This is a genomic window from Agromyces seonyuensis (assembly GCF_009789225.1).
Classification (GTDB): Bacteria; Actinomycetota; Actinomycetes; order Actinomycetales; family Microbacteriaceae; genus Agromyces; species Agromyces seonyuensis.
On sequence record NZ_WSTA01000032.1, the window covers coordinates 1 to 24,953 of the forward strand.

General features: G+C 72.4%; 23 protein-coding genes. 16 read left to right on the forward strand and 7 right to left on the reverse strand.

The features are described from left to right. From GB864_RS08720 to GB864_RS08735, 4 genes are all read left to right on the forward strand, one after another. On the forward strand, positions 1-268 hold a 268-nt coding region (locus GB864_RS08720), incomplete at its 5' end, for a magnesium chelatase subunit ChlI family protein (protein WP_473808263.1). Further along, positions 265-1,503 carry a DNA-processing protein DprA gene (gene dprA, locus GB864_RS08725; protein ID WP_160424125.1) on the forward strand — a complete coding sequence of 413 codons (1,239 nt, stop codon included), beginning with the start codon at positions 265-267 and terminating at the stop codon, positions 1,501-1,503. The genes GB864_RS08720 and dprA, both read left to right, overlap by 4 nt. A 73-nt stretch (positions 1,504-1,576) precedes the next feature. Continuing rightward, positions 1,577-2,497: a metallophosphoesterase gene (locus GB864_RS08730; RefSeq protein ID WP_160424127.1), complete on the forward strand. Its 921-nt coding sequence runs from the start codon at positions 1,577-1,579 to the stop codon at positions 2,495-2,497. A 109-nt stretch (positions 2,498-2,606) separates the two neighbouring features. Beyond that, positions 2,607-3,548 carry a tyrosine-type recombinase/integrase gene (locus tag GB864_RS08735; RefSeq protein ID WP_160424129.1) on the forward strand — a complete coding sequence of 314 codons (942 nt, stop codon included), beginning with the start codon at positions 2,607-2,609 and terminating at the stop codon, positions 3,546-3,548. A 51-nt stretch (positions 3,549-3,599) separates the two neighbouring features. Here GB864_RS08735 and GB864_RS18945 read toward each other — a convergent pair whose 3' ends face one another. Then, the gene (locus GB864_RS18945; protein ID WP_336603934.1) at positions 3,600-3,986 is read right to left on the reverse strand and encodes a M23 family metallopeptidase; all 387 of its coding nucleotides are present in this window, start codon (positions 3,984-3,986) and stop codon (positions 3,600-3,602) included. Positions 3,987-4,530: 544 nt separating this feature from the next. Here GB864_RS18945 and rpsB point away from each other — a divergent pair. The 9 genes from rpsB (at position 4,531) to GB864_RS08785 (ending at position 11,295) form a co-directional block, all read left to right on the forward strand. After that, positions 4,531-5,406, forward strand: coding sequence for a 30S ribosomal protein S2 (rpsB, locus tag GB864_RS08745; protein WP_160424131.1), 876 nt, complete (start codon positions 4,531-4,533; stop codon positions 5,404-5,406). A gap of 45 nt (positions 5,407-5,451) precedes the next feature. Then, a complete protein-coding gene (gene tsf, locus GB864_RS08750) occupies positions 5,452-6,279 on the forward strand; it encodes a translation elongation factor Ts (RefSeq protein WP_160424133.1) in 828 nt (275 codons plus the stop codon). A gap of 181 nt (positions 6,280-6,460) precedes the next feature. After that, the gene (gene pyrH / locus GB864_RS08755; protein WP_160424135.1) at positions 6,461-7,177 is read left to right on the forward strand and encodes a UMP kinase; all 717 of its coding nucleotides are present in this window, start codon (positions 6,461-6,463) and stop codon (positions 7,175-7,177) included. Positions 7,178-7,273: 96 nt separating this feature from the next. Beyond that, complete coding sequence (frr, locus tag GB864_RS08760; protein ID WP_160424137.1) at positions 7,274-7,828, forward strand: ribosome recycling factor; 555 nt, start codon at positions 7,274-7,276, stop codon at positions 7,826-7,828. Positions 7,829-7,905: 77 nt separating this feature from the next. After that, positions 7,906-8,811, forward strand: coding sequence for a phosphatidate cytidylyltransferase (locus GB864_RS08765; RefSeq protein WP_160424139.1), 906 nt, complete (start codon positions 7,906-7,908; stop codon positions 8,809-8,811). A 70-nt stretch (positions 8,812-8,881) separates the two neighbouring features. Next, complete coding sequence (locus GB864_RS08770) at positions 8,882-9,436, forward strand: DivIVA domain-containing protein (protein ID WP_336603935.1); 555 nt, start codon at positions 8,882-8,884, stop codon at positions 9,434-9,436. 216 nt (positions 9,437-9,652) lie between these two features. Continuing rightward, complete coding sequence (locus GB864_RS08775) at positions 9,653-10,207, forward strand: aggregation-promoting factor C-terminal-like domain-containing protein (protein WP_236779004.1); 555 nt, start codon at positions 9,653-9,655, stop codon at positions 10,205-10,207. A gap of 42 nt (positions 10,208-10,249) precedes the next feature. Next, positions 10,250-10,555 carry a hypothetical protein gene (locus tag GB864_RS08780; protein WP_160424140.1) on the forward strand — a complete coding sequence of 102 codons (306 nt, stop codon included), beginning with the start codon at positions 10,250-10,252 and terminating at the stop codon, positions 10,553-10,555. Continuing rightward, entirely contained in the window at positions 10,552-11,295 is a 744-nt protein-coding gene (locus GB864_RS08785; RefSeq protein ID WP_160424143.1) for an alpha/beta hydrolase, read from the forward strand. Before GB864_RS08780 ends, GB864_RS08785 begins: the two co-directional genes overlap by 4 nt. 85 nt (positions 11,296-11,380) lie before the next feature. Here GB864_RS08785 and GB864_RS08790 read toward each other — a convergent pair whose 3' ends face one another. After that, positions 11,381-12,991 carry a DivIVA domain-containing protein gene (locus GB864_RS08790; RefSeq protein ID WP_160424145.1) on the reverse strand — a complete coding sequence of 537 codons (1,611 nt, stop codon included), beginning with the start codon at positions 12,989-12,991 and terminating at the stop codon, positions 11,381-11,383. 174 nt (positions 12,992-13,165) lie between these two features. On the opposite strand from GB864_RS08790, the gene GB864_RS18475 reads away from it, so the two are divergent. Further along, on the forward strand, positions 13,166-15,037 hold the full coding sequence (locus tag GB864_RS18475; protein WP_160424147.1) for a DUF8094 domain-containing protein: 1,872 nt from the start codon (positions 13,166-13,168) through the stop codon (positions 15,035-15,037). Then, positions 15,034-15,978, forward strand: a complete 945-nt coding sequence (locus GB864_RS18480; protein WP_160424148.1) for a tetratricopeptide repeat protein — start codon at positions 15,034-15,036, stop codon at positions 15,976-15,978. Before GB864_RS18475 ends, GB864_RS18480 begins: the two co-directional genes overlap by 4 nt. A gap of 93 nt (positions 15,979-16,071) precedes the next feature. Here the strand turns inward: GB864_RS18480 and glgB are convergent, their stop codons facing one another. Genes glgB through GB864_RS08815 form a run of 3 tightly spaced genes read right to left on the reverse strand, consistent with a single transcriptional unit; the run spans position 16,072 to position 20,820 of the window. Then, a complete protein-coding gene (gene glgB, locus GB864_RS08805) occupies positions 16,072-18,411 on the reverse strand; it encodes a 1,4-alpha-glucan branching protein GlgB (protein ID WP_160424150.1) in 2,340 nt (779 codons plus the stop codon). Then, positions 18,404-20,440: a maltotransferase domain-containing protein gene (locus GB864_RS08810; RefSeq protein WP_160424152.1), complete on the reverse strand. Its 2,037-nt coding sequence runs from the start codon at positions 20,438-20,440 to the stop codon at positions 18,404-18,406. The genes glgB and GB864_RS08810 overlap by 8 nt, the downstream gene beginning before the upstream one ends. Before the next feature lie 32 nt (positions 20,441-20,472). Beyond that, positions 20,473-20,820: a resistance to Congo red protein gene (locus GB864_RS08815; RefSeq protein ID WP_160424154.1), complete on the reverse strand. Its 348-nt coding sequence runs from the start codon at positions 20,818-20,820 to the stop codon at positions 20,473-20,475. Between the two features lie 131 nt (positions 20,821-20,951). On the opposite strand from GB864_RS08815, the gene glgP reads away from it, so the two are divergent. Next, positions 20,952-23,501, forward strand: coding sequence for an alpha-glucan family phosphorylase (gene glgP, locus GB864_RS08820; protein WP_160424155.1), 2,550 nt, complete (start codon positions 20,952-20,954; stop codon positions 23,499-23,501). A 41-nt stretch (positions 23,502-23,542) separates the two neighbouring features. On the opposite strand, the gene GB864_RS08825 is transcribed toward glgP, so the two are convergent. Together GB864_RS08825 and ybaK are read right to left on the reverse strand one after the other, a co-directional pair. After that, positions 23,543-24,292: a hypothetical protein gene (locus GB864_RS08825; RefSeq protein WP_160424157.1), complete on the reverse strand. Its 750-nt coding sequence runs from the start codon at positions 24,290-24,292 to the stop codon at positions 23,543-23,545. A gap of 161 nt (positions 24,293-24,453) precedes the next feature. Further along, positions 24,454-24,951, reverse strand: a complete 498-nt coding sequence (gene ybaK / locus GB864_RS08830) for a Cys-tRNA(Pro) deacylase (protein ID WP_160424159.1) — start codon at positions 24,949-24,951, stop codon at positions 24,454-24,456. Positions 24,952-24,953: the final 2 nt, after the last annotated feature.

The following is a 24,953-nucleotide window of genomic DNA, read 5'->3' on the forward strand; positions in this document are numbered from 1 at the left end:
CGCGGTCGCCGCCGAGCGGCTCGCCGGGACCCCCTGGCGCACGAACGCCGAGGTGCCGGGCCCGTGGCTGCGCGGTCGCGGGTTCCACCCGGGCGGCGCCGCGACGGCCGACCTCGACCGCGCGCTCGAGCGCGGCGCCATCACCATGCGCGGCTACGACCGCACGCTCAAACTCGCCTGGTCGCTCGCCGACCTCGACGGCCGCGGCCGTCCGGGGGCCGACGAAGTCGGCCGGGCGCTGCTGCTCCGGAAAGGCATCCCCGCATGAGGCACCGACTCGACCTCGCACCCCGCCCCGACGTGCTCGAACGACTGCGCGGTGCGTCGGACGCCGAGCACGACGACGCGCTCGCCCGCGCCTTCCTCGGGTTCCTCGTCGAACCGGGCGACGGCATCGCGGGCCGGCTCGTCGCCGCGGTCGGCCCGGTCGAAGCCGCCGCACTCGTCGCCTCCGATCCACCGCCGGAAGCGCTCGCGGTGCTCCTGGCGGACCCCGGTGAAGCGGCGCCGCTCGCCGCCGCGCGCGCCGCGCTCGAACGCTGGAGACCCCGTCTCGATCGCGCAGCGTTCGCGCGGTCGCTCGAGCAGGCGGCCCGCGTCGGCGCGACGCTCCTCGCGCCCGGCGATGCCGACTGGCCCGCGGGGCTCGACGACCTCGGCGACCACGCACCGCTCGCCCTGTGGGTGCGCGGCCGCCCGTCGGCGCTCCTCGACGGAACCGCGGTCGCGATCGTCGGCGCGCGCGCCGCGACGTCGTACGGCACGCTCGTCGCCGGGGAACTCGCCGACGGCCTCGCGATGCGCGGCGGCCTCGTCGTCTCCGGCGGGGCGTACGGCATCGACGGCGCGGCCCATCGCGCGGCGCTCGCCGCCGGCGGCACCACGGTCGCCTTCCTCGCGGGCGGCGTCGACCGGTTCTATCCGGCCGGCCACGAGGACCTGCTCGGCCGCGTCGCGGCGCTCGGTGCCGTCGCGAGTGAGGTGCCGATCGGCAGCGCCCCGACGAAATGGCGGTTCCTGCAACGCAATCGGTTGATTGCGGCGGCTGCGGCGGCGACCGTCGTCGTGGAGGCCGGGCACCGCTCCGGCTCGCTCAACACCGCCGCGCACGCAGCCCAGCTCGGTCGGCCGCTCGGCGCCGTGCCCGGCCCGGTGACGAGTCCGAGCTCGTCCGGCAGCCACCGCTTGCTCCGGGAGCACGACGCGCTGTGCGTCACGAACGCCGCGGAGGTCTGGGAGCTCGCCGGAGGCGGGGAACCGGGCCGGCTGCGCGGCGGGCACGGCAGCCCGGAGGCCGGCAGCACCGGCGGACCCTCGGGCGAGCGCCGCGACGACACCCGTCTCCGCGTCGTCGATGCGCTGTCGACCCGCACCCCGTACCCGGTCGCCGAACTCGCCCGGCGCGCCGGACTGGAGCCGGTCGTCGTGCGCGGGGCGCTCGGGCGGCTCGCGCTGTCGGGCGACGTCGCGGAGCGGGGCGGCGGATGGGTGCGGACCGGTTGACCATGGGCGGAGCGGGCCCCCGCGGTGGTCCTCGCGCCTCGCCGGTCGGCAGGCGTGGCCCTACGCTGGCGGCATGGCGAGCATCCCGCACCGCTTCGGCCGCTCCTCCGCACCCGAGCGCACGATCGTCCACGTCAGCGACACGCATCTGAACGCGGGCGGTGCGCCGCTGCCGGGCGGCGTCGATACCCAGGCCGCCGTCGATCGGCTCGCCGCCCGACTCGGCGGGCTCCGGATGCCGGTCGCCGCGATCGTCGCGACGGGCGACATCTCCGACGACGCGAGCGCCGACTCGTACGCGAGGGCGCGCGCCGCCCTCGAGCCCGTCGCCGAGGCACTCGGCGCGCGGCTCGTCTGGGTGATCGGCAACCACGACGAGCGCGCGCCGTTCCGCGAACACCTGCTCGGCGAGCCGGCTGCGGCCGGTGCGGTCCCGGGCGGTCCGGTCGACATCGTGCACGAGATCGACGGGCTGCGCATCATCGCGCTCGACTCGACGGTGCCCGGGTTCCACCACGGCGAACTCGACGCGGACCGGGCGGCGTGGCTCGCAGGCATCCTGTCGACCCCGGCGCCGCACGGCACGGTGCTCGCCCTGCACCATGCGCCGATCGCCTCGCCGCTGTCGATGATGGACGTGCTCGAGCTGCGCGGACAGGATGCTCTCGCCGACCTCGTCGCCGGCAGCGACGTGCGGCTCATCCTCGGGGGGCACCTCCACTACTCGACCACGAGCACGTTCGCGGGCGTGCCGGTCTCCGTCGCCGGGGCCACGGCCTACACGCTGGATGCTTCGGCCGGTCCGCGCGGGCTCGTCGGCATCGACGGCGGTCGAAGCTTCGACCTCGTCGAACTCCGCGGCGCCGACGTGACGGTCTCGACGATCCCGGTCTCCGAGGAGCGCCGGATGTCGCTCTTCGACGAGGCGTTCACCGAGCGCCTCGAGGGCCTCGACGACGTCGGTCGGCTCGACAAGTTCAGCCGCAAGCGCTGAACGAAGCCGCTCGCGCCGAGCGCGCCGACCGGGCGTTGGGGGCGGAGCGCCGCCGACCGGTACCGCGCGTCGGGTCGTGGATGTCGGCGATCGGCCGGATGCTGGAGGGGTGCAGCTCCCCGAAGCGATCGCCGAGTACCTGGAGGCCGTGCGTTTCGAGCGCGGCGCGTCCGCCAATACGGTGCGCGCCTACGAGGTCGATCTCGCGGCCCTCGCCGAGTTCTCCCGGGAGCGCGGCGTCGAGTCGGTCGACGACCTCGACCTGGCGCTGCTGCGCGACTGGCTCTGGGCGTTGACCGAGGCCGGGCTCGCGAAGGCGACCGTCGCCCGACGCGCCGCGGCCGCGCGCGGCTTCACCGCCTGGCTCGAGCGCCGCGACCTCGTCCCGGCGGACGTCGGCGCGCGGCTGCAGTCGCCGAGGTCCCGCCGTCCGCTCCCGCGCGTGCTGGCCGCCGAACCCCTCGGCGGCCTGTTCGACGAACTCGGCGCGGCCGCCGCCGAGGGCGAGCCCGTGGCCGTCCGCGACGCGGCCATGGTCGAACTGCTCTACGCGGCGGGGCTCCGCGTCGCCGAGCTCGTGGGCCTCGACCTCGGCTCGATCGACCGCGGCGCGCGCACGGTGCGGGTGCTCGGCAAGGGCGGCAAGGAGCGCGTCGTGCCATACGGACTGCCGGCCGCGCGGGCGCTCGACCGCTGGATCGATGGGGGCCGGCCGGCGCTGCTGCGGGCCGCGATGGTCCGCACGGCCGACGGCGGCGCGACGCCGCGGGTCGAGGCGGCGCTCTTCCTCGGTGCACGCGGCGCCCGCATCGATCAGCGCGTCGTCCGCCGTCTGGTGGAGCGACTGCTCGCCGAACTCCCCGGTTCCGGCCCGAGCGGGCCGCACGCGTTCCGTCACACCGCCGCGACGCACCTGCTCGACGGCGGTGCCGACCTGCGTAGCGTGCAGGAGTTCCTCGGCCACGCGAGCCTCGGCACGACGCAGATCTACACCCACGTCTCCGCCGAGCGCCTGCGGGAGGGCTACCGCACCGCGCATCCGCGGGCCTAGGGGCACCGCCCTCGTCGATCGGTCGCAACTCGGCCCGTCGGACCGGCCGGTTCACTCGAGCGGCAGCAGCACCGCTCGCGGCAGCCCGCCGAGGAAGACGAGCGGCGAGACGTAGACGCCGTCGACCCGTACGCCGAGGTGCACGCAGTCCTCGCAGTGGCCGACCGTACCGACGGTCCCGATGACGGCGCCCGCGGCGACCTCGTCGCCTGCCGCCAGGGTTCCCGCCACGGGCTCGAACGAAGAGACGATGCCGTCGCCGTGCGTGATCGAGACCACGGGACGGCCGGCGACCATCCCCGCGAACGAGACGACGCCGGAAGCCGGCGCGCGCACCTCGGAGCCGAACGCGGCGTCCAGGTCGATGCCTCGATGGCCGGGGCCGTAGGGATGCTCCGGAGCGCGGTAGGGCGCGCGCACCCGGATCGGCGGGGACACCGGCCAGGCCCATCCCGACGCCGTGCTCGCCGACGACGATGAGTGCGCGGGCGGTGCGCTCACGGCCGACCGCGGACTGCCGACCGCTGCCCCGCCTGCGACGAACGGTTCCGACTCGACGGAACCGATGCCGGCCCCACGTGCAGGCGCGGCGGGAGGGACCGCCGCCGCTGCCCCGCCGCCCACGAGCAGGAGGGCGAGGGCGAGCACGACGGGCAGAGGCATCCATCGGGTTCGCAGCACGGTGCGGGAGGATCGGGTCACTCGACGAGCGTGCTCGCTCGCACCGGCGGCCGGACGACCGGACGTGCGAGCGGGGATCGGCGGGGCTCTCGGCCCGCGGGGGAGGAGCATCCCGGTCTGCTAGGATGGTCGCTGCATCGCGCTCGTCGCGATGACTTCGCGCGCCACTCGGCGGCAGCTCCCATTCGGTCCCGCACCGCACCCGGCTTCGGCACGGGCGCGACCGCGGGCCGGGGGCCGCGCCCGGCGCCAGGGCCCCGCCGCCGGCGGGGCGTCAACCGAGAACAGAAGGAGTACGGCCATGGCCGTCGTCACCATTCGCCAGCTGCTCGACAGCGGCGTCCACTTCGGACACCAGACCCGCCGTTGGAACCCGAAGATGAAGCGCTTCATCTTCACGGAGCGTTCCGGCATCTACATCATCGACCTCCAGCAGTCGCTCGCCTTCATCGACAAGGCCTACGACTTCGTCAAGGAGACGGTCGCGCACGGCGGCACCATCCTCTTCGTCGGCACGAAGAAGCAGGCCCAGGAGACCATCGCCGAGCAGGCGACGCGCGTCGGCCAGCCCTACGTGAACCAGCGCTGGCTCGGCGGCCTCCTCACCAACTTCTCGACGGTGTCGAAGCGTCTCGCCCGCATGAAGGAGCTCGAGGAGCTCGACTTCGAGGGCACCTCCTCGGGCTTCACCAAGAAGGAGCTCCTCCTCAAGAAGCGCGAGCTCGACAAGCTCCACAAGTCGCTCGGCGGCATCCGCAACCTCACCAAGACGCCGTCGGCGCTGTGGGTCGTGGACACCAAGAAGGAGCACCTCGCGATCGACGAGGCCAAGAAGCTCGGCATCCCCGTCATCGGCATCCTCGACACCAACTGCGACCCCGACGAGGTCCAGTACCCGATCCCGGGCAACGACGACGCCATCCGCTCCGTCGCGCTCCTGACCCGCATCGTCGCCGACGCCGCGGCCGAGGGCCTCATCGAGCGCCACCAGAAGCCGGAAGAGGGCGGCAACGTCTCCGCCGTCGAGCCGCTCGCCGAGTGGGAGCAGGAGCTCCTCCAGGCCGGCGCGCCGGTCGAGGGCTCGGCCGAGACCGAGAAGGTCGCCGAGACCGTCGCCGAGGCCAAGGAGGAGGCGGCCGAGGTCGTCGCCGAGGCCGACGCCGCTTCCGCCGAGTAATCACCCGGCGCCAGCTCACCTCCAACACCGAAGGAGAACGCCGCAATGGCAATCAGCATCGCCGACATCAAGGCCCTGCGCGAGCAGCTCGGCACGGGCATGGTCGACACCAAGAAGGCGCTCGAGGAGGCCGACGGCGACCTCGAGAAGGCCACCGAGATCCTCCGTCTCAAGGGCGCGAAGGGCAACGCGAAGCGTGCCGACCGCGACACCGCGGAGGGCCTCGTCGCCGCCAAGGAGTCGCCCGCCGGCTACACGATGATCCAGCTCGCCTGCGAGACCGACTTCGTCGCGAAGAACGACAAGTTCATCGCGCTCGCGGAGAAGGTGCTCGACGCCGTCGCCGCCGCCGGTGCGGTCGACGTCGAGTCGGCTCTCGCCGCCCCCGTCGACGGCAAGACCGTCGGCGAGGTCATCGACGAGCAGGCCGCCACGCTGGGCGAGAAGGTCGTGCTCACGCGCGCCGTCACGCTCTCGGGCGACAACTTCGCCGTGTACCTGCACAAGACCTCGAAGGACCTGCCCCCGCAGATCGGCGTCGTGGTCTCGTACTCGGGTACCGCGGACGAGGAGACCGGTCGCGCCATCGCCCAGCACATCGCGATGTTCGACCCGTCGTTCATCTCGCGCGACGAGGTCCCGGCCGAGGTCGTCGACAAGGAGCGTGCGCTCGTCACGGAGATCTCCAAGAACGAGGGCAAGCCCGAGGCCGCGCTGCCGAAGATCGTCGAGGGTCGCCTCACCGCGTTCTTCAAGCAGGTCGCGCTCCTCGAGCAGGACTACGCTCGCGACAACAAGCAGCAGGTCAAGAAGGTCCTGGACGACGCCGGTCTCACCGTGACCGCGTTCGCCCGCTTCAAGGCCACGGCGTAAGTCGCCGACAGGGAGTCCGGATCCGTCAGGGTCCGGACTCCCTTTCCATGCGCGCGGGAGGTTCCGACCCGGAACTGCCCGCGCTGGGCTCGAGGATGCTCGTGCCCGGTGCCGCGGGCGCGCCCGCGCACGAGCGGGGACCCACCCGCTAGATTCTTCCGCGAGGGGAAAGGACTGCGCCATGAGCGAGACCGCGCACAAGCGCCGTGTGATGCTGAAGCTGTCGGGGGAGGCGTTCGGCGGCGGATCGCTCGGGGTGAACCCCGACGTCGTGAGCCAGTTGGCACGCGAGATCGCCGAGGCCGCGAAGACCGTCGAGATCGCGATCGTGGTCGGCGGCGGCAACTTCTTCCGCGGCGCCGAGCTCAGCCAGCGCGGCATGGACCGCGGTCGGGCCGACTACATGGGCATGCTCGGCACCGTCATGAACTCCCTCGCCCTTCAGGATTTCCTCGAGCAGGCCGGATGCGACACGCGCGTGCAGTCCGCGATCTCGATGATGCAGGTCGCGGAGCCCTACATCCCGCTCCGCGCCGAGCGCCACCTCGAGAAGGGCCGCGTCGTCATCTTCGGCGCGGGCGCCGGTCTGCCGTACTTCTCGACCGACACGGTCGCCGCGCAGCGCGCGCTCGAGATCCGAGCCGACGTCGTGCTCGTCGCCAAGAACGGCGTCGACGGCGTCTACTCCGACGACCCGCGCACGAACCCCGACGCGGTCAAGCTCGAGCACGTGAGCTATCAGGACGCGCTCCAGCAGGGGCTCAAGGTCGTCGACTCGACGGCCTTCAGCCTCTGCATGGACAACGGGATGCCGATGCAGGTCTTCGGGATGGAGCCCGCGGGCAACGTCACGCGCGCCATCACGGGCGAGCCGATCGGCACCCTCGTCTCGAACTGAGACGATCCCGCCGCGCTCGCGCGGCGGTGGGCGGGCGCATCGGCGCGCACGTCTGGAACTAGACTGGAATTCCCTGATCGACCAGAAGGAGACACCGTGACTTCGGACGTCTTGTCGGATGCCACCGCACGCATGGCGAAGGCCGTGGAGGTCGCCAAGGACGACTTCGCCACGGTCCGCACCGGTCGCGCGAACCCGCAGCTCTTCCAGAAGATCCTGGTGGACTACTACGGGACGCCGACGCCGCTCAGCCAGCTCGCCTCGCTCGCGAACCCCGAGGCCCGCTCGCTCGTGGTGACGCCGTACGACAAGTCGGCGCTCAAGGGCATCGAGCAGGCGATCCGCGACATGCCGAACCTCGGCGCGAACCCCACGAACGACGGCAACATCGTGCGAGTCACGCTGCCGGAGCTCACCGAAGAGCGTCGCCGCGACTACGTGAAGCTCGTCAAGTCCAAGGCCGAGGACGCCCGCGTCTCGGTCCGCAACATCCGTCGCAAGGCGAAGGACGAGCTCGACGCGCTCAAGGGCGAGGTCGGCGACGACGAGGTGGCCCGTGCCGAGAAGGAGCTCGAGGGCATCACGAAGCACCACGTCGACGCGATCGACGACGCGCTGAAGCGCAAGGAAGCCGAACTCCTCGAGGTCTGACCCCAGTGAGCACCCCCGAGGGGGAGCCGGACGGCGATCGGAGCCGCGGCCGCACCCGTGATGAGGTCCGAGCGCAGATGCACGCCCGGAAGGCCGACCTCGATCAGCAGATCGAGGCGACCCGGGCGCAGTACGAAGCCCTCGAGCAGCGCATCGAGGCCCGCGCCGGCCGCAACCTGATCCTCGCGATCCTCATCGGGCTCGCCGCGGGCGGGTTGCTCCTGCTCAGCCTGTTCGTCGTGAAGTGGCTCTTCGTCCTCTTCGTGATGGCGATCGTGGGCTTCGCGGTCTGGGAGCTCGCGAGCGCGCTGCGCACGGGCGGGATGCACGTGCCGCGCATCCCGTTGACGGTCGCATCGGTCTTCGTGCCGCCGGCCGCCTACTTCCTCGGCCCGAGCGGCCTGCTCGCGACGCTCCTCGGCGCGATCGTGCTGACGGCCCTCTGGCGGATCGCGATCCAGTTCTCCCCGTCGCAGCGCACGACGGGGCGGCGGCTGCTCGGCGACCTCGCCGGCATCGCGTTCGTGAACACGTACGTGTCGTTCCTCGGCGGGCTCGCCGTGCTGCTGACCGCGGAGGACGGCGGCGAGTGGTGGACCCTCGGGTTCATCGCGATCGCGGTCGCCACCGACGTCGGGGCGTACATCTTCGGCCTGTCCTTCGGCAAGCACAAGATGGCTCCGGTGATCAGCCCGAAGAAGACCTGGGAGGGCTTCGGCGGCGGGATGCTCTTCGGCGTGATCGTCGCGGTGCTGCTCGCCCTCTTCGCGCTGGACCAGCAGTGGTGGTTCGGCATCGTGTTCGGCATCGCGATCGTGCTCGCGGCGACCATGGGCGATCTCGTGGAGTCCCTGATCAAGCGCGATCTCGGCATCAAGGACATGTCCTCGCTGCTGCCCGGCCACGGCGGGTTCCTCGACCGTCTCGACTCGATCCTGCCCTCGGCCGCCGTCGCGTATCTGGCGTACCTGCTCGTCGCCTAGCACCTCGACCGGACTGCGCGTCCTTCGCGCGCCGAGCGCCCGTCGAGCGACCTGCAGTCATAATGGTGCCGTGGAAACGTCGACCTTCCCCCGCACTCGGAAGAACCAGCTCGGGTATCGCATGGTGGAGGTCGACGACTTCCTCGTGAGGGCGCGCGCGGCGTTCGAGGGGCGCGCCCGGTCCGGCGAGCGGCTGACGGCCGACCAGATCAAGACGATCGCCTTCGGCATGCAGAAGGGCGGCTACTCGACCGCCCACGTGGATGCCGCGCTGGAGCGCCTCGAGGACGCCTTCGCAGCCCGCGAACGCGGCGAGGTGTCGCGCCTGCACGGCGACGAGGCCTGGCTCGCCGAGGCGCGGCAGACGGCGCAGGTCATCACGAACCGCCTGGGACGCCCGGAAGGGCAGCGGTTCGAGCGCGTGGGGGCGCTCTCGAAGGGCTACAACCGCGTCGACGTCGACGAGTTCGCCGACCGGATCCGCCGGTACTTCGAAGAGGGGCGCCCGGTCACGGCCGACGAGGTGCGGGGCGTGGTCTTCCCCGCGCAATACGGCGGCTACCGCGAGGCGCAGGTCGATCTGCTGCTCGACGCCGTCGTCGACGTGATGCTCGCGGTCCGCTAGCCGCGGTTCGTCCGCCGCCCCGCGCTCCGCTACGATCGTGTGATCGTGGGCAGGCATTCCGGAGAGAGCGCGTCGACCGCCGGAACCTCGGACATCGAAGCGAGGAATGCTCAGCTCCTCGCCGCGAAGCTCGCGGGCAATCCGTACGCGACGACCCCGCGGCACGCGCTGAGCGCCCCCGCGAAACCCGTTCGCTCCCGTTCGCTGCGTCAGCGGATGACCGCCGGCCTCGCGGTCCTCGCCGTCGCCTCGATGGGCATCCTCTACGCCATGGGCCCGTTCTCCACGGCGCTCCAGCCCGCCGAGGCGGAAGGCACGGGCTCCGTCTTCGGCGCCGCGTCGCAGGACGTCACCGCCGAGGGCAGCCTCACCGTCGCCGATGACGACGAGGAGTACCGCTACGAAGCGAAGAAGGCGCCGTCGACGACCGCGTCGTCGGGATGGGCGCCGCCCGCCGTGACGCCGGACCCCGGCTCCGCCCAGGCCTACGCGGCCGACGCCCTCGCGGTCCGCGGCTTCGGCAGCGGCGAGTTCGACTGCCTCGTCGCGCTCTGGAGCAAGGAATCCGGCTGGCGCGTCAACGCGTACAACGCGGGCAGCGGCGCGTACGGCATCCCGCAGGCGCTTCCCGGGTCGAAGATGGCGAGCGCCGGCGTGGACTGGGAGACGAATGCCGAGACGCAGGTCAACTGGGGCCTGGGCTACGTCATCGGTCGCTACGGCTCGCCCTGCGGCGCGTGGGGCCACTCGCAGAGCAAGGGCTGGTACTGACCCCGGCCGATGCCGCCTCGCCGGCTCGGTAGACTCGGGCCCATGCCGCGCTCCAACCGATCCCGTTCGCAACGGGGCCGAGGCGACGGGCACGAGGAGCTCGACGTCGACCGTCTCACCGCCGGCTGGCGCCGCACCGAGACGCGCGGCGGTCGCGAGTGGAACGTGCAGCCCGTCTCGGCCGCGCAGGCGTTGAAGACCTACACGTGCCCCGGCTGCGGCGGCGATGTCGAGCCCGGCGTCGCGCATCTCGTGGCCTGGCGCGCGGACGGCGTGCTCGGCGATGCGGCGGACCTCGCCTCACGCCGCCACTGGCACGTGCACTGCTGGAAGATCGGAGTCCGATGAACGAGTCCGACGCGTCCGTGGAGATCCGCGGCGCCGTGGAACTGCCCGCGCGACGCGAGGACATCGAGCTGCGCACCGACGACGGTCTCGTGCTCGTCGGTGAGCTCGCGCTACCGGCCGATCGCGAGCCCGTCGCGACGCTCGTGACCTTGCACCCGCTGCCGACGCACGGCGGGTTCATGGACTCGCACATCCTGCGCAAGGCCGCCGCGCGGCTGCCCGCACTGGCCGACCTCGCCGTCCTCCGCTTCAACACGCGCGGCACGACGTCGCCGCGCGGCACGAGCGAGGGCGCGTTCGGCGACGGCGAGACCGAGGTGCACGACGTGGATGCGGCGCTCGCCTTCGTCGCGGAGCGCGGTCTGCCCGCGCCGTGGCTCGTCGGCTGGTCGTTCGGCACCGAGCTCGCGCTCAAGCACGGCCTCGCGCACCGGCCCGCCGGCGTCATCCTGCTCTCACCGCCGCTGCGCCGCACGAGCGCGGACGAGCTCGCCGCCTGGAACGCCGCGGCCGACATCCCCGTCGTCGCGCTCATCCCCGAGCACGACGACTTCCTCCAGCCCGCCGAGGCCGTCGAGCGCTTCGCCGCGGTCCCGCACATCCGGGTCGTGCCGGTCGCCGGCGGACGTCACCTCTGGGTGGGGGAGACGCAGACCAAGCGCGTGCTCGACGAGATCGTCGGCGCCGTGCACCCCGCGGCGCTGCCGCTGCCGACCGAGTGGCCGCCGCCCGCATCCTGATCGATCGATCGCGGGCGTACCGCCCCCGCACAACGACGGAGCCCGGCCCGCCATTCGGCGGACCGGGCTCCGGTGCGTTCGTCCGTCAGTCCTTCTCGACCACGCCCTGCGCCTGGTTGAGCATGGCGCGCAGGCCCTCGAAGTAGCCGGCGACCGAGTCGCGCTCGATCTTGATCTGCGCGAGGCGCTCCTCGGCGTCGGCGACGAGCGCACGCGAGCGCTCCTCGGCGTCGCTGATGAGCTTGCGGGCCTGGCCGTGGGCCGCGGCGATGCGCTCGCGCGCCTCGTCGTCGGCGGCGTCGCGCTTGGCGGCGATGTCGCCGCGCGCCTCGGTCTCGAGGCGCTCGGACTCGGCGCGGGCGGATGCCGTGCGCGAGGTCGCCTCGGCGAGCTCCGCGTTCGCCTCGTCGAGGAAGCCCTTCGTCTCCGCGACGGCGGTCTTGTGCGCCGCCAGCAGCTCCTGCTCGGCTTCGTCGCGCTTCGTCGCGAGCTCGGCGTCGAGGTCGATGCGGGCCTGCTCGACCTCACGGCGCATGCGCTCGACCTCGTGGGTGGTCTTCTTGCGCATGGCGGTGAGCTGGTTGTCGAGGTTGATGCGGTCGGCCTCGGCCTCGGCCTCGAAGTCGGCGCGGGCCTGCTCCTGCTCGAGGTGGAGGTCGGCGCGCTGCTGCTCGAGATCGGCGGCGTGCTTGGCGCGGATGCGCTCGAGCTCGCCCTCGAGCTTGACGACGGCGGCCTCGTGGGTGCGCTTCGCGTCGACCTTCGCCTGCTCGCGGTCGCGCTCGGCGGCCTCGCGGGTCTGGGCGAGCTCGAGCTCGAGGTCGGTGCGGGCCTGCTCGAGCTCGTGCTCGAGGGCGAGGCGCTGCTCCTTGATCTCGGCGTCGAGCGCTGCGCGGGAGTCGGCTTCGCGGGCGGCGAGGTCGATGCGGGCCTGCTCGTCGGCCTGCGCGAGGTCGATGCGGGCCTGCTCGGTGTCCTTGGCGACCTCGGCGCGGGCGCGGTCGAGCTCGGCGGCGACCTCGGCACGAGTCTGCTCGGTCTCGGCCTGGAGGCCCTCGGCCGTGCGGCGGGCGTTCGCCTCTTCGGCCTTCGCGGAGGCGAGCACCTCGTTGGCACGGCGCTCGGAGTCGGAGAGCGTGGCCTGCGCCTCGCGCTTCGCACTCGAGCGGAGCTCGGCGGCCTCGGTGGCGGCCTGGCTGCGGATCGCCTGCGCGTCGCGCGCCGCGTCCTGGCGGAGCTGCTCGCTGGTCTCGATGGCGCGGGCGACGGTGTCATCGGCTTCGACGCGGGAGTTCTCGAGCGTGCGGGCCGCCTGGGCGTTCGCCTCGGCGATGGTGCGCTCGGCGAGCTCGGCGGCGTCGGACTTCATGACCGCGGCGTCGTCCTGCGCGGAGCGGCGGAGCGTCTCGGCGTCGATGTCGGCCTGCGCGATGAGGCGCGTCGACTGCTCCTCGGCCACGCGGAGGGTGTTCTCGAGGCGGGTGCCGAGGCCCGAGAAGGTCGGGTTGCCGACCTCTTCGAGTTCGGCGTTGAGGTCGTCGATGCGGGTCAGGAGCCGCTTGTTCTCGCGGACGAGGTCGGACGAGGCGCTGTTCGCTGCCATGAGGTCCCGACGAAGCGCCTGCAGCGACTTGTCGACCTCGTCCTTGTCGTATCCGCGGAATACCTGGGTGAATTCGCTCTCTTCGACGGCCATGGGGGTTCCTCCGGGTCACCCGCGTTCGGGGGCGGTTCGCGGGACTCAGATGATTCTAGGGCCGAGACGGCCCCGCAACGCACCGGGGAAGGGGACGACTCGGGACCCTGTTGGACGACGTCCAGACAGCCTCGCTAGGCTGGGGCGTCGTTCGCAGAACTGGAGGACTACTTCGTGCGATTCGTGCTAGCCATCGCGGCGTTCCTCGTCGCGGCGGTCATGATCGGACTGGGCATCGCCGAACGGACGGTGTTCCTCGGTCCCGATCGAGCGACCGCGTCCGTCCAGCTCGAGGATCCGACGGCCTTCGTCGTCCTCGACGGCGACGCGCTCGGCGCTTACGACGGCAAACAGACCATCGAGGTCTCCGGCGGCAGCCCCGTCTTCGTCTCCTACGGTCGCGAGGCCGACGTCGAGGCGTGGCTCGGGGATCTCGTCTACACCAGCCTCGAAGTCGACGACGAGGGCGAGCTCGTCTCCTCGATCGTCGACCCGACGCAGGTCGAGGAAGAAGAGCCCGACGCGGGCGAGACGGCCGCGCCGACCGAGACGCCGCGGGCGACCCCCGAGGCCACCGCGCCGGCCGAGGACGCCGCCGCGGCGGAACCCGGTCCCTCGCCCGTCGGCTCCGACCTCTGGCTCGAGGAGTTCACCGGCGAGACGGCGGTCGCCCGCACGCTCGATCTGCCCGAGGGGATCGCGGTGCTCATCGCGACCGACGGCACGCAGCCGGCGCCGGCGGACATCTCCGTGACCTGGCCGCTCGACAACTCGACGCCCTGGGCCGGACCGCTCATCGTGCTCGGCGGACTGTTCTTCCTCGCGGGCCTCGTGCTGCTCGCCCTCGGGTTCATCCAGCACCGTCGCGGCCGCGGCCCGCGCCGCCGGAGCACCGATCCCGGCACGAAGCGCTCGAAGCTGCCGACCGGACCCCGGCCGAAGTCGCTGCCGTCGGGGCGTCGCTCGATCGGCCGCTCCCGCACCGCGGTCGGGGCGATCGTGCTCGTGCCGCTCCTCGCGCTCACGGGATGCTCCGCCGAGTACTGGCCGGACTTCGGCGACGGCAACGGCTCGACGCCGACGCCGACGCTCGCCCCGGAGGAGCGGGCCGCCGATGCGGCCGAGGAAGCGGAGATCGCGCCGCCCGCCGTGACGGAGCCCCAGCTCGAGCTCATCATGGCGCGCATCGCGGAGAACGCGGCGACCGCCGACGAGACCCTCGACGAGCAGCTCGCCGCCCGGCGGTTCGCCGGCCCTGCCCTGACCGCCCGGAAGACGAACTACGCCATCCGCAAGCAGTTGCCCGACCAGTCGGGCCCGGTCGCGGTGTCGGCCGGCCCGCTCGAGGTGGTGCTCCCGCAGCAGTCGACCGAGTGGCCGCGGTCAGTGTTCGTCGTCGCGAAGAACGGCGACGACCCGACCGTGCCTCAGACGGCGATGATGCTCGTCCAGGACGATCCTCGTTCGAACTACCACGTCGTCTACGCCATGTCGATGGCGCCCGCGGCGCAGTTCCCCGACGTCGCCCCGGCGACCGTCGGCGCGCCGAAGGTCTCGGACGACAACAAGGGCGTGCTCGCCCCGCCGGTGCAAGTCTCGCCGGACTACGCCGACATCCTGACCTCGGGCGACGCGTCGCAGTTCTGGCCGCTCTTCCAGACCGACGGCGACCAGCTCGTCGCGAAGTACGGCACCGCCGGGCAGCAGCAGACGCAGGCGGAGTCGGATGCCACCGTCACGGTGAGCTTCGCGACGAAGGGCGGCACCGGGGCGACCTACGCTCTCGGCACGGTCGACGCCGGCGCGCTCGTCGTCGGCACCGTCGAGCAGACCGAGAAAGCCGTCCCGAACGAGGGCGGCACGGTCGCCTTCCAGGAGGGAGGACCGCGCGCGGCGCTCTCCGGGTTCACGAACGCGAGCGCCAAGGGCGTGCAGCACACCACCGGCCTGCAGGTGCTCTACTACGTCCCGGGCGTCGGCTCGGACGAACAGATCCGCGTACTCGGCTGGGCCGAGAGCCTCATCGCCGCATCGGAGGTCCCGTGACCGATCTTCCCCCCACCCCGGGCAATCTGCGCGGGGCCGTCGACCTGTCGAGCCTCGTCGACCGTCCGGCGCCGCCGGCGCCCGGCGCCCCGGGCGGTCCCGGCGGCGAGGCCGTCACGGTGCCGGGCCTCGTCATGGCGGCGGACGACCGCACCTTCGGCCCGCTCCTCGAGCTCTCGCGAGTGGTGCCCGTCGTCGTCGTGCTCTGGTCGCAGCGCGCGCCCGAGTCGAGCGAGCTCGTCGAGGCGTTCGAGCGTCAGGTGACGCAGCGCGCCGGGAGCGTCGTGCTCGCGCCGGTCGAGGCGGAGACGAGCCCGCAGCTCGTGCAATCCCTGCAGGCGCAGGCGGTGCCCACCGCCATCGCGATCGTCGGCGGCCAGCCGGTGCCGCTCTTCCAGGGAACGCAGCCCGAGGACGTCATCGGCCAGCTGCTCGACCAGCTCGCTCAGCTCGCCGCGCAGAACGGCGTCTCGGGCCGCGTGCACGTCGACGGCGCCGACCCGGCCGAGGAAGCCGAACCCGAGCCGCTCCCGCCGCTGCACCAGGAGGCGTACGACGCCATCGACCGGGGCGATTTCGCCGCCGCGGTGACGGCGTACAAGACCGCCATCGCCCAGAACCCGCGCGACGCCCTCGCGGTCGCCGGCCTCGCGCAGGTGAGCCTGCTCGCCAGGCTCCAGGGCGCCACGGCCGACGAGATCCGGGCCGCGGCCGCCGCGGCGCCGCAGGACGCCGACGCGCAGCTCGCCGTCGCCGACCTCGACCTGTCGGGCGGACACGTGCCCGACGCCTTCGATCGCCTCCTCGGGCTGTTCCCGAGCCTGGCCCAGGAGGACAAGAACCGCCTGCGCGAGCGACTGCTCGAGTACTTCGAGATCGTCGGCGTCGAGGACCCGCGGGTGATCGCCGCCCGACGGCGCCTCACGAACCTGCTGTTCTGAGCGAGGCCGCCGCCGGTCGTATCGAGACCTCGTGAGGCGACTCACGAAGTCTCGATACGCTCGCTGCGCTCGCTACTCGACCAGCGGGTTGCTTCAGTCCTCCGGCACGAGCCAGAGGGCGCCGCGGGCGGGAATCGTGATGGTCGCCGAGGCCGGGCGCCCGCGGTAGGGCTCCGGGAGGGCGTCGACGCCGCCGAGGTTGCCGGCGCCGCGGCCGCCGAACTCGCTCGCATCGGAGTTCAGGACCTCGCGCCAGCGCCCTGCGGACGGCAGTCCGATGCGATAGCCGACCTGGTCGAGGCCGGAGAAGTTCGCGACGAACAGCAGCGGCCGGCCGTCGCCGTCGAAGCGGAGGAACGCGAGCACCGACTCGGCCGCCGCACCGCCGTCGACGACTTCGAGCCCGGACGGGTCGTGATCGAGCGCCCACAGCGCGGGCGTCTCGCGGTAGAGCGCGTTGAGCCGGCCGACGAACTCCGCGAGCGCGCGGTGACCGGGCTGGTCGAGCATCCACCAGTCGAGGCCGCGGGCCTCGCTCCACTCGCTGAGCTGGCCGAACTCCTGCCCCATGAAGAGCAGCTGCTTGCCGGGGTGCGCCCACATGTAGGCGAGGTAGGCGCGCGCGTTGGCGAGCTGCTCGTCGTGGTCGCCGGGCATCTTCGCGAGCAGCGAGCCCTTGCCGTGCACGACCTCGTCGTGGCTGATCGGCAGCAGGAAGTGCTCGCTGAATGCGTAGACGAAGGAGAAGGTCAGCTCGCCGTGGTGGTGCGAGCGGTAGAGCGGGTCGGTGTGGATGTACTGCAGCGTGTCGTGCATCCACCCCATGTTCCACTTCAGTCCGAAGCCGAGGCCGCCGCCGGAGGTCGGTGCGGTGACGCCGCCCCAGCTCGTCGACTCCTCGGCGATCATCACGACGCCCGGCGAACGCCGGTAGGCCGTGGCGTTCGCCTCCTGGAGGAACGAGATCGCCTCGAGGTTCTCGCGGCCGCCGTAGCGGTTCGGCTCCCACTCGCCGGCCTTGCGCGAGTAGTCGAGGTAGAGCATCGAGGCGACCGCGTCGACGCGGAGTCCGTCGACGTGGAACTCCTCGAGCCAGTAGGTCGCGTTGGCGACGAGGAAGTTGCGCACGCGCGGCTCGCCGAAGTCGAAGACCAGAGTGCCCCAGTCGAGCTGCTCGCCGCGGCGGGGGTCGGGATGCTCGTAGAGGGCTTCGCCGTCGAACCTCGCCAGCGCCCAGGCATCCTTCGGGAAGTGGCCGGGCACCCAGTCCAGCAGCACGCCGATGCCCGCCTGGTGGAGCCGATCGATCAGGTAGCGCAGGTCGTCGGGGGAGCCGAATCGCGACGTCGGTGCGTAGTAGCCGGTGACCTGATAGCCCCACGAACCGCCGAACGGATGCTCCGCGAGCGGGAGGAACTCGACGTGCGTGTAGCCGAGCCACTGCACGTACTCGATGAGCTCGTCGGCGATCTCGCGGTAGCCCTTGCCGGGCCGCCACGAGCCGAGGTGCAGTTCGTAGACGCTCATGGGCCCGAGGTGCGGGTTGTGCTCGGCCCGAGCGCGCATCCAGTCGTCATCGGACCACTCGTGCGTCGCGTGGGCGATGACGGATGCGGTCGCCGGCGGGACCTCGGCGGCGCGCGCCATGGGGTCGGCCTTGGCGATCCACTCGCCGGCACGCGTGAGCAGTTCGAACTTGTAGGTGCTGCCGACGCCGAGCGCCGGCACGAAGAGCTCCCACACGCCCGACGAGCCGAGGCTGCGCATGGCATGGCCCGTGCCGTCCCAGCGGTTGAAGTCGCCGACGACCCGCACGGCCTGCGCGTGCGGCGCCCAGACGGCGAAGGACGCCCCGGCGACGGGGGCCGCCTCAGGGGCGCTCGCGCGCACGTCGCGCACGTGGGCGCCGAGGACCCGCCACAGCTCCTCGTGCCGGCCTTCCCCGATGAGGTGCAGGTCGAGCTCGCCGAGGGTCGGCGGGAAGCGGTACGGGTCGTCGCTCGTCCACTCGCTGCCGTCGTCGTAGCGGGCCTCGAGCAGGTAGTCCTGCGGCGCGAACGGGCCGCGACCCTCCCAGACGCCCGAGCCGACGTGCTCGAGCGCGAGCCGCTCGCCGTCGGCGAGCACGGCATCCACGGCGGATGCGAGCGGGCGGCGCGTGCGGATGATGCGCTCGCGCCCGCCGGAGCCGTCGGGGCCCTCGTGCAGGCCCAGCACGCCGTGCGGGGCGTAGTAGCGCCCCTCGCCGATCGCGGCGAGGACGCCGGCGTCGACGGACTCGCGCGCCGGAGGGGCTGCCGGGGCGGGCGGCTCGGATGTCGGCGGGACGATCGGCGCACCGGGCGCCGGGAGGTCCGTGCGGGGGAGGTTCGGGACTGGTGCGTTCGTGGTGGGGCTCACTGCATCCTTCCGGCCGTCGGCGGGTTCAGTCATCCTGCACCACCTCGAGGATGTGCGCGGGCCTCGTGAACGAATCGAGACGCACGAAGTCGTCGCCGCCCCACTGCCAGGTCTCGTCGGTGACGAGGTCGCGCACGGTGAAGCGCGCCCCCGGCTCGAGGCCGAGGGCCGCCGCGTCCAGGTGCACGGTCGTCTCGCGCACCGAGTGCGGGTCGGTGTTGACGACGACGATCACGGTGTCGTCCACGCCCGATGCGGTGAACGCGCCGTCGAGGCGCTTCGAGTAGACGAGCACCGCGTCGTCGTCGGAGCGGTGCACGTGCAGGTTGCGCAGTTGCGCCAGGGCGGGGTGGTCGGCCCGGATGCGGTTCAGGATGCCGAGGTAGAGCGCGAGGGACTTGCCTTCCGCCTCCGCGCGGGCGAAGTCGCGCGGCTTGTACTCGTACTTCTCGTTGTCGATGGCCTCCTCGGCGCCGGGACGGGCGACCGATTCGAACAGCTCGAACCCGGAGTAGACGCCCCACACGGGCGCGGCCGTCGCCGCGATGGTCGCGCGGATCGAGAACGCCGCGGGCCCGCCGTACTGGAGGTAGGCGGTGAGGATGTCGGGGGTGTTGACGAACAGGTTCGGGCGGAGGAACGCGCTCGAGACGTGCGAGAGCTCGCTCAGATAGTCCTCGAGCTCCTCCTTGGTGTTGCGCCAGGTGAAGTACGAATAGGACTGCTGGAACCCGACCATCGCGAGCGCGTGCAGCATGGGCGGCCGAGTGAACGCCTCGGCGAGGAAGACGACGTCGGGGTCGGTCGCGTTGATGCGGCCGATCAGGGCCTCCCAGAACCAGAGCGGCTTCGTGTGGGGGTTGTCGACGCGGAAGATGCGCACGCCCTGGGCCATCCAATGGCGCACGATGCGCTCGACCTCGCGGAGGATGCCGTTCGGGTCGTGGTCGAAGTTGATCGGGTAGATGTCCTGGTACTTCTTCGGCGGGTTCTCCGCGAACGCGATCGTGCCGTCGGGCAGGTGCGTGAACCACTTCGGATGCTGCTGCACCCACGGGTGGTCGGGGGAGACCTGGAGGGCGAGGTCGAGGGCGATGCGGATGCCCCGCCCGGACGCCTCCTCGACGAACGCGCGGAAGTCCTCGAGGGTGCCGAGCTCGGGATGCACGGTGTCGTGGCCGCCGTCGGCGGAGCCGATCGCCCACGGCGAGCCCGGATCGTGCGGTCCCGGGTCGAGCGTGTTGTTGCGGCCCTTGCGGAACGCCGTGCCGATCGGGTGGATCGGGGGCAGGTAGAGCACGTCGAAACCCATCGCGGCGACCCCGTCGAGACGGTCGACCGCGGTGCGGAAGGTGCCCGACTGCCAGGAGCCGTCGGCGCGCTGCACGGCGCCCTCGGAGCGCGGGAAGAACTCGTACCAGGAGCCGACGCCCGCGATGCGCGGCTCGACTCGGAGGGTCTGCGGCTTCGACTCGGTGCGCAGGTGCGCGAGCGGACGGATGCGGAACTCGGCCGCGAGGTGCGGGTCGTCGATGACGCCGCGGCGCTTGCGGCGGATCGCCGGGGTCGGCGCCGGGGTGCGCGCGGTCTTCGCGGCGGTCGTCAGTCGACGACGGACCGCCGCCGGACGGGCGGTGTCGGCCGCAGCGCCCTCGAGCAGCCGCGCGCCGATCTCGTACATGAGCTCGACGTCGACGCCCGCGTCGATCTTGATGCCCGCGTCGTGCCGCCACGTCGCCCAGTCGTCGCCGTAGCCCGTGACGGTCCAGGTCCAGATCCCCGGCTCGTCGAGCTGCGCCGAGACCTCCCAGCGATCGAGGCCCTTGCCGGCCTCCGACATCGGATGCCGCGTGCTCGAACCGCCTGGCGAGGTCAGCGTCACGTAGGCGCCGACGAGGTCATGCCCCTCGCGGAATACGGTCGCGCCGAAGGGCACGACCTCCGTGACGAAGGCCTTCGGCGACCAGCGCGGATCGGGCAGGGACGGGGTGAGCCGGGTCACGGGGATCCGGCCGGCGAGAGGACGCGGCGGCACGGGGCCCACGCTAGCCGTTCGCGGCATTCCGCCGCACGATCGGCACGACGGTGCGCGGGTCAGGCGCTCGCGACGATCGCGGCGCGCGCCTGCGCGTGCTCGTCGGCGCTGATCGCACCGGACTGCCGGAGCGCGTCGACGCGGGCCAGCCGGGACTCGATCGACTCCGCCGGGGCGAGCAGGTCGCTCGTGAACACGCGTGCGGCGAGGTCGGTCTCCATCGTCATCGGGTCGAGGCCGTGCGCCCGCGCCCGCCGTGCGTTCCGCACGATCGCGACGACGACGAACACGAACCCGGCGGCGATGACGAGCGAGACCAGCACGAACACGACGCCGAACACGACGCCGAAGGCGCCGAACCCGCCGGGCGGGTTCGAGAAGGCCGGGTTCGTGAAATCGTCGGGCATCGGGTTCCTCTCGGCGGCACCGCGGGGTCCTGCAGCGGTGCGGGTGCGCCAAACCTAACGCACGGGGCTCGCGAGGGCGCGACGCGGAATGTTCACACGAGCGTCACGGGCGCCCTCCTAGGCTGACGAGGGTGAAGCCGATCCGCACGTTCACGGTCCGCGCCGTCGTCCCCGAATCCCTGCAGGCCCTCGAAGAACTCGCCGCGAACCTCCGCTGGTCGTGGCATCTGCCCGTCAAGCGGCTCTTCGAACGCATCGACCCGGCCCTGTGGCGCGAGGTCGGCGAAGACCCGATCGCCCTGCTCGGCGACGTGCAGCCGTCCCGGCTGGCCGAGCTCGCCGCGGACGGTTCCTTCGTCGCCGACGCGGAGGCGCAGCGCGACGAGCTGCGCCGCTACCTCGGCGAGCCGCGCTGGTACCAGCAGCGCGACGAGCCCGGACCGGCCTCGATCGGCTACTTCTCGCCGGAGTTCGGCATCGCGCAGGCGCTGCCGCAGTACTCCGGCGGTCTCGGCATCCTCGCGGGCGACCACCTGAAGGCCGCCTCCGACCTCGGTCTGCCGCTCATCGGCGTGGGCCTGTTCTACAAGGCCGGCTACTTCGCGCAGGCGATCTCGCGCGACGGCTGGCAGCTCGAGTCGTACCCGGTGCTCGACCCCGACGGGCTGCCGCTCACCGTGCTGCGCGAGGGCGAGACCCCCGTCGAGATCGGCCTCGACCTGCCCGACGGGCGGGTGCTGAAGGCGCGCGTGTGGCAGGCGGCCGTCGGCCGCGTCACGCTGCTGCTGCTCGACACCGACGTGCCCGAGAACGACGACGACCTCCGCGCCGTCACCGACCGCCTCTACGGCGGCGGGGGCGAGCACCGCCTGCTGCAGGAGCTGCTGCTCGGCGTCGGCGGCATCCGCGCGCTCGCCGCCCTCGCCCGGGTGGCCGGCACGCCGACGCCCGAGGTGTACCACATGAACGAAGGCCACGCCGGGTTCCTCGGGCTCGAGCGCATCCGGCGCCGGCTCGAGCAGGGCATCGACTGGGGCACCGCGCTCGAGCTCGTGCGCGCCGGCACCGTGTTCACGACGCACACGCCGGTGCCCGCCGGCATCGACCGCTTCGAGCGCGACCTCGTCGCCCGCTACCTCCCGACCGTGCTGCCCGGCATCCCCGCCGCCCAGGCGCTCGCCCTCGGCACGGAACCCGGCGACACGGACGGCACCGGCGCGTTCAACATGGCGATCATGGGCCTGCGCCTCGCGGGGCACGCCAACGGCGTCGCGAAACTCCACGGACAGGTCAGCCGACGCATGTTCGGCGACCTCTGGCCCGGCTTCGACCCCGACGAGGTGCCGATCACCTCGGTCACGAACGGCGTGCACGGGCCCTCCTGGATCGACCCCGCGATGGTCGATCTCGCGGAGCGTTCCTTCGGCTCGACCGACACCGAGCACGTGCCCTGGGGCGAGCACAACGTCAACGGCGGCGAGCTCTGGTCCGTCAAGCGCGCGATGCGCGCGAACCTCGTGGACGACGCGCGGCGCCGCCTCGCGGCATCCTGGGCCGAGCAGCGCCCCGGCTCGATCGTGCCCGACTGGGTGCTGAACGCCCTCGACCCCGACGTGCTCACCGTCGGGTTCGCCCGACGCGTGCCGACGTACAAGCGCCTGACGCTCATGCTCGAGGACCCGGAGCGCTTCGAGCGCATCCTCACCGACCCCGATCGGCCGGTGCAGTTCGTCATCGCGGGCAAGTCGCACCCCGCCGACGATGCGGGCAAGCACCTCATCCAGCAGCTCGTGAAGTTCACCGAGAAGCCGGAGCTGCGCGGCAAGATCGTCTTCCTGCCCGACTACGACATCGGCATGGCGAAGGTGCTCTACCCCGGCTGCGACGTGTGGCTGAATAACCCGCTTCGCCCCCTCGAGGCCTGCGGCACGTCGGGCATGAAGGCCGCGATGAACGGCGCCCTCAACCTCTCGATCCTCGACGGCTGGTGGGCGGAGTTCTCCGACGGCGAGAACGGCTGGGCGATCCCGTCGGCGGATGCCGCGGGCGACGGCGACGAGCGCGACCGCATCGAGGCCGCCGCCCTCTACGACCTGCTCGAGCACCGAGTCGCCCCCGCGTTCTACGACCGGGGCGCCGACGGCCTGCCCGGCGAGTGGCTCGGCATGGTGCGGCACACGCTCGCGACGCTCTCCGCCGACCTCGGAGCCGACCGCATGGTCGCCGAGTACACCGAGCGCCTCTACGCGCCGGCGGCGGCGCAGGCGGACGCCGTCGCCGCCGCGGACGGCGGGGCTGCGGGGGAGCTCGCCGCTTGGAAGGCGAAGGTGCGAGCAGCCTGGCCCGCGGTGCACGTCGTGCACGTCGAGTCGGCCGGCGTCGCCGCCGTGCCCTACCTCGGCGACACCCTGCACGTCGGCGCGATCGTCGACCTCGGCGAGTTGAGCCCCGACGATGTGCGGGTCGAGGTCGTCTCCGGGCGCACGAAGGGCGGTGCGGAGCTCACCGACGTCAGCCGTCAGGAGCTCGTCGCCGCGCCGGGCGACGAAGGGCAGTACCGCTACTCGGCGGAGGTGGCGCTCGAGCGCGCGGGGCGGATCGGTTACACGGTGCGGGTGCTGCCGAGGCACGCCTTGCTCACGTCGTCGGCCGAACTGGGGCTCGTCGCCGTCGCCGGCTGACGCCGCGGGCCGCCCCGCTCCTGCGGCGGGGACCGCCGGTCTCAGCCTGCGGCGACCTTGCCCGGACGCCGGCCGTCCTGCGGGCGCGTGCCGACGAGCCGGTGGAGCGGGCCGCCGACGGTGGGGCGGTGCCGCGTCGTGGCGACGGCGAAGAGGAACGTCACGATGAAGCTCATGACGACGATCTCGCCGCCGTCCTCGAGCGTCACGAGCGGCACGCCGAAACCGGGGAGGTCGAGGATCGTCTCGTGCACGGCGTCGACGACGATGCCCGCGAAGATGAGCAGCCCGAACAGCACGATGAGCACCGCGGAGACCGAGCGCCATTCGAGCGGGGCGACTCGATCGGTGAGCCACACGGCGATGACGAGGACGAGGCCGACGGCGGCGAACCAGACGATTTCGCCGAGGTCGTGTCCGACGTCGCCGAGGGAGGGCACCAGACCGGCGAACCAGAAGCCGGCGTGCTCGTGCAGCTGGAACCAGTCGTCGGTGAGGAAGAACACGCACACGAGCGCCCAGGCGCCGAGGACCGCGACGCGTTCGCGGACGGCGAGCCAGGTCAGGAGTGCGGCGGCCCAGAACGACTGCACGTACTGGAAGAACTCGCCGTACCCCCGGTCGAGTTGGAGGTCGAAGGACGGGTTCGACGGCTCGCCGACGACCTCGAGGGACCAGTAGAGGAGGATCAGCGCCGCGTCGGCGAGCAGGAGCAGCGCGAGCAGCCCGGCGACGGCGGGATTCGTGAGACCGAGCTTGGATGCGACGACGTGCGGAGCGGAATGGGACATGCGACCTCCGTCAGGGAGAGGTGCGTGCACGGTTCGCGCAGCAGTGGACGTTGCGGGCACGCGGCGACGAGGTTAACGCAAGGTGGACGAGCGCGGCGACGCCCAATCCGGGGGACACCTGCTGCGGAAGCCGCAGGAGTCCCCGAACCGGGCTCGGTCTCTCACGGCCGGGCGATCGCCCCGTACGCGCCGCCGGTGGCCCGCAGCAGGTCGTCGGGGGCGAGTTCGACGTCGAGGCCGCGCCGACCGCCCGAGACCAGGATCGTCTCGGCGAGGATCGCGGACTCGTCGAGCACGGTCGGCAGAGCCTGCTTCTGGCCGATGGGGGAGACGCCGCCGCGGACGTACCCGGTCTTGCGCTCGGCGAGGTCGAGCGGGGCGAGTTCGGACCTTTTGCCGCCGACGGCCGCCGCGATCGCCTTGAGGTCGAGCGACCCCGACACCGGCACGATGCCGACGGCGAGGCGCGACCCGTCGACCTGCACGACGAGAGTCTTGAACACGCGATCGGGGTCGATCCCGAGCTTCTCCGCCGCCTCGAGGCCGAAGTTCGTCTCCCGGGGGTCGTGGGCGTAGGCGTGCGCGGTGAACGCGATCCCGGCCCGGGTCAGGGCGAGGGTCGCCGGCGTGCCGGCGGCGGCATCCGTCGTCTTGGCCATGC

What these genes read in the sequence shown, in the direction of transcription:
- dprA (WP_160424125.1), top strand. Translation starts at nt 265, where the DNA reads ATGAGGCACCGACTCGACCTCGCACCCCGCCCCGACGTGCTCGAACGA.
- GB864_RS08730 (WP_160424127.1), top strand. Translation starts at nt 1,577, where the DNA reads ATGGCGAGCATCCCGCACCGCTTCGGCCGCTCCTCCGCACCCGAGCGC.
- rpsB (WP_160424131.1), top strand. Translation starts at nt 4,531, where the DNA reads ATGGCCGTCGTCACCATTCGCCAGCTGCTCGACAGCGGCGTCCACTTC.
- tsf (WP_160424133.1), top strand. Translation starts at nt 5,452, where the DNA reads ATGGCAATCAGCATCGCCGACATCAAGGCCCTGCGCGAGCAGCTCGGC.
- pyrH (WP_160424135.1), top strand. Translation starts at nt 6,461, where the DNA reads ATGAGCGAGACCGCGCACAAGCGCCGTGTGATGCTGAAGCTGTCGGGG.
- GB864_RS08765 (WP_160424139.1), top strand. Translation starts at nt 7,906, where the DNA reads ATGCACGCCCGGAAGGCCGACCTCGATCAGCAGATCGAGGCGACCCGG.
- GB864_RS08775 (WP_236779004.1), top strand. Translation starts at nt 9,653, where the DNA reads ATGACCGCCGGCCTCGCGGTCCTCGCCGTCGCCTCGATGGGCATCCTC.
- GB864_RS08780 (WP_160424140.1), top strand. Translation starts at nt 10,250, where the DNA reads ATGCCGCGCTCCAACCGATCCCGTTCGCAACGGGGCCGAGGCGACGGG.
- GB864_RS08785 (WP_160424143.1), top strand. Translation starts at nt 10,552, where the DNA reads ATGAACGAGTCCGACGCGTCCGTGGAGATCCGCGGCGCCGTGGAACTG.
- GB864_RS08790 (WP_160424145.1), bottom strand. Translation starts at nt 12,991, where the DNA reads ATGGCCGTCGAAGAGAGCGAATTCACCCAGGTATTCCGCGGATACGAC.
- glgB (WP_160424150.1), bottom strand. Translation starts at nt 18,411, where the DNA reads ATGACTGAACCCGCCGACGGCCGGAAGGATGCAGTGAGCCCCACCACG.
- GB864_RS08810 (WP_160424152.1), bottom strand. Translation starts at nt 20,440, where the DNA reads ATGCCGCGAACGGCTAGCGTGGGCCCCGTGCCGCCGCGTCCTCTCGCC.
- GB864_RS08815 (WP_160424154.1), bottom strand. Translation starts at nt 20,820, where the DNA reads ATGCCCGACGATTTCACGAACCCGGCCTTCTCGAACCCGCCCGGCGGG.
- GB864_RS08825 (WP_160424157.1), bottom strand. Translation starts at nt 24,292, where the DNA reads ATGTCCCATTCCGCTCCGCACGTCGTCGCATCCAAGCTCGGTCTCACG.
- ybaK (WP_160424159.1), bottom strand. Translation starts at nt 24,951, where the DNA reads ATGGCCAAGACGACGGATGCCGCCGCCGGCACGCCGGCGACCCTCGCC.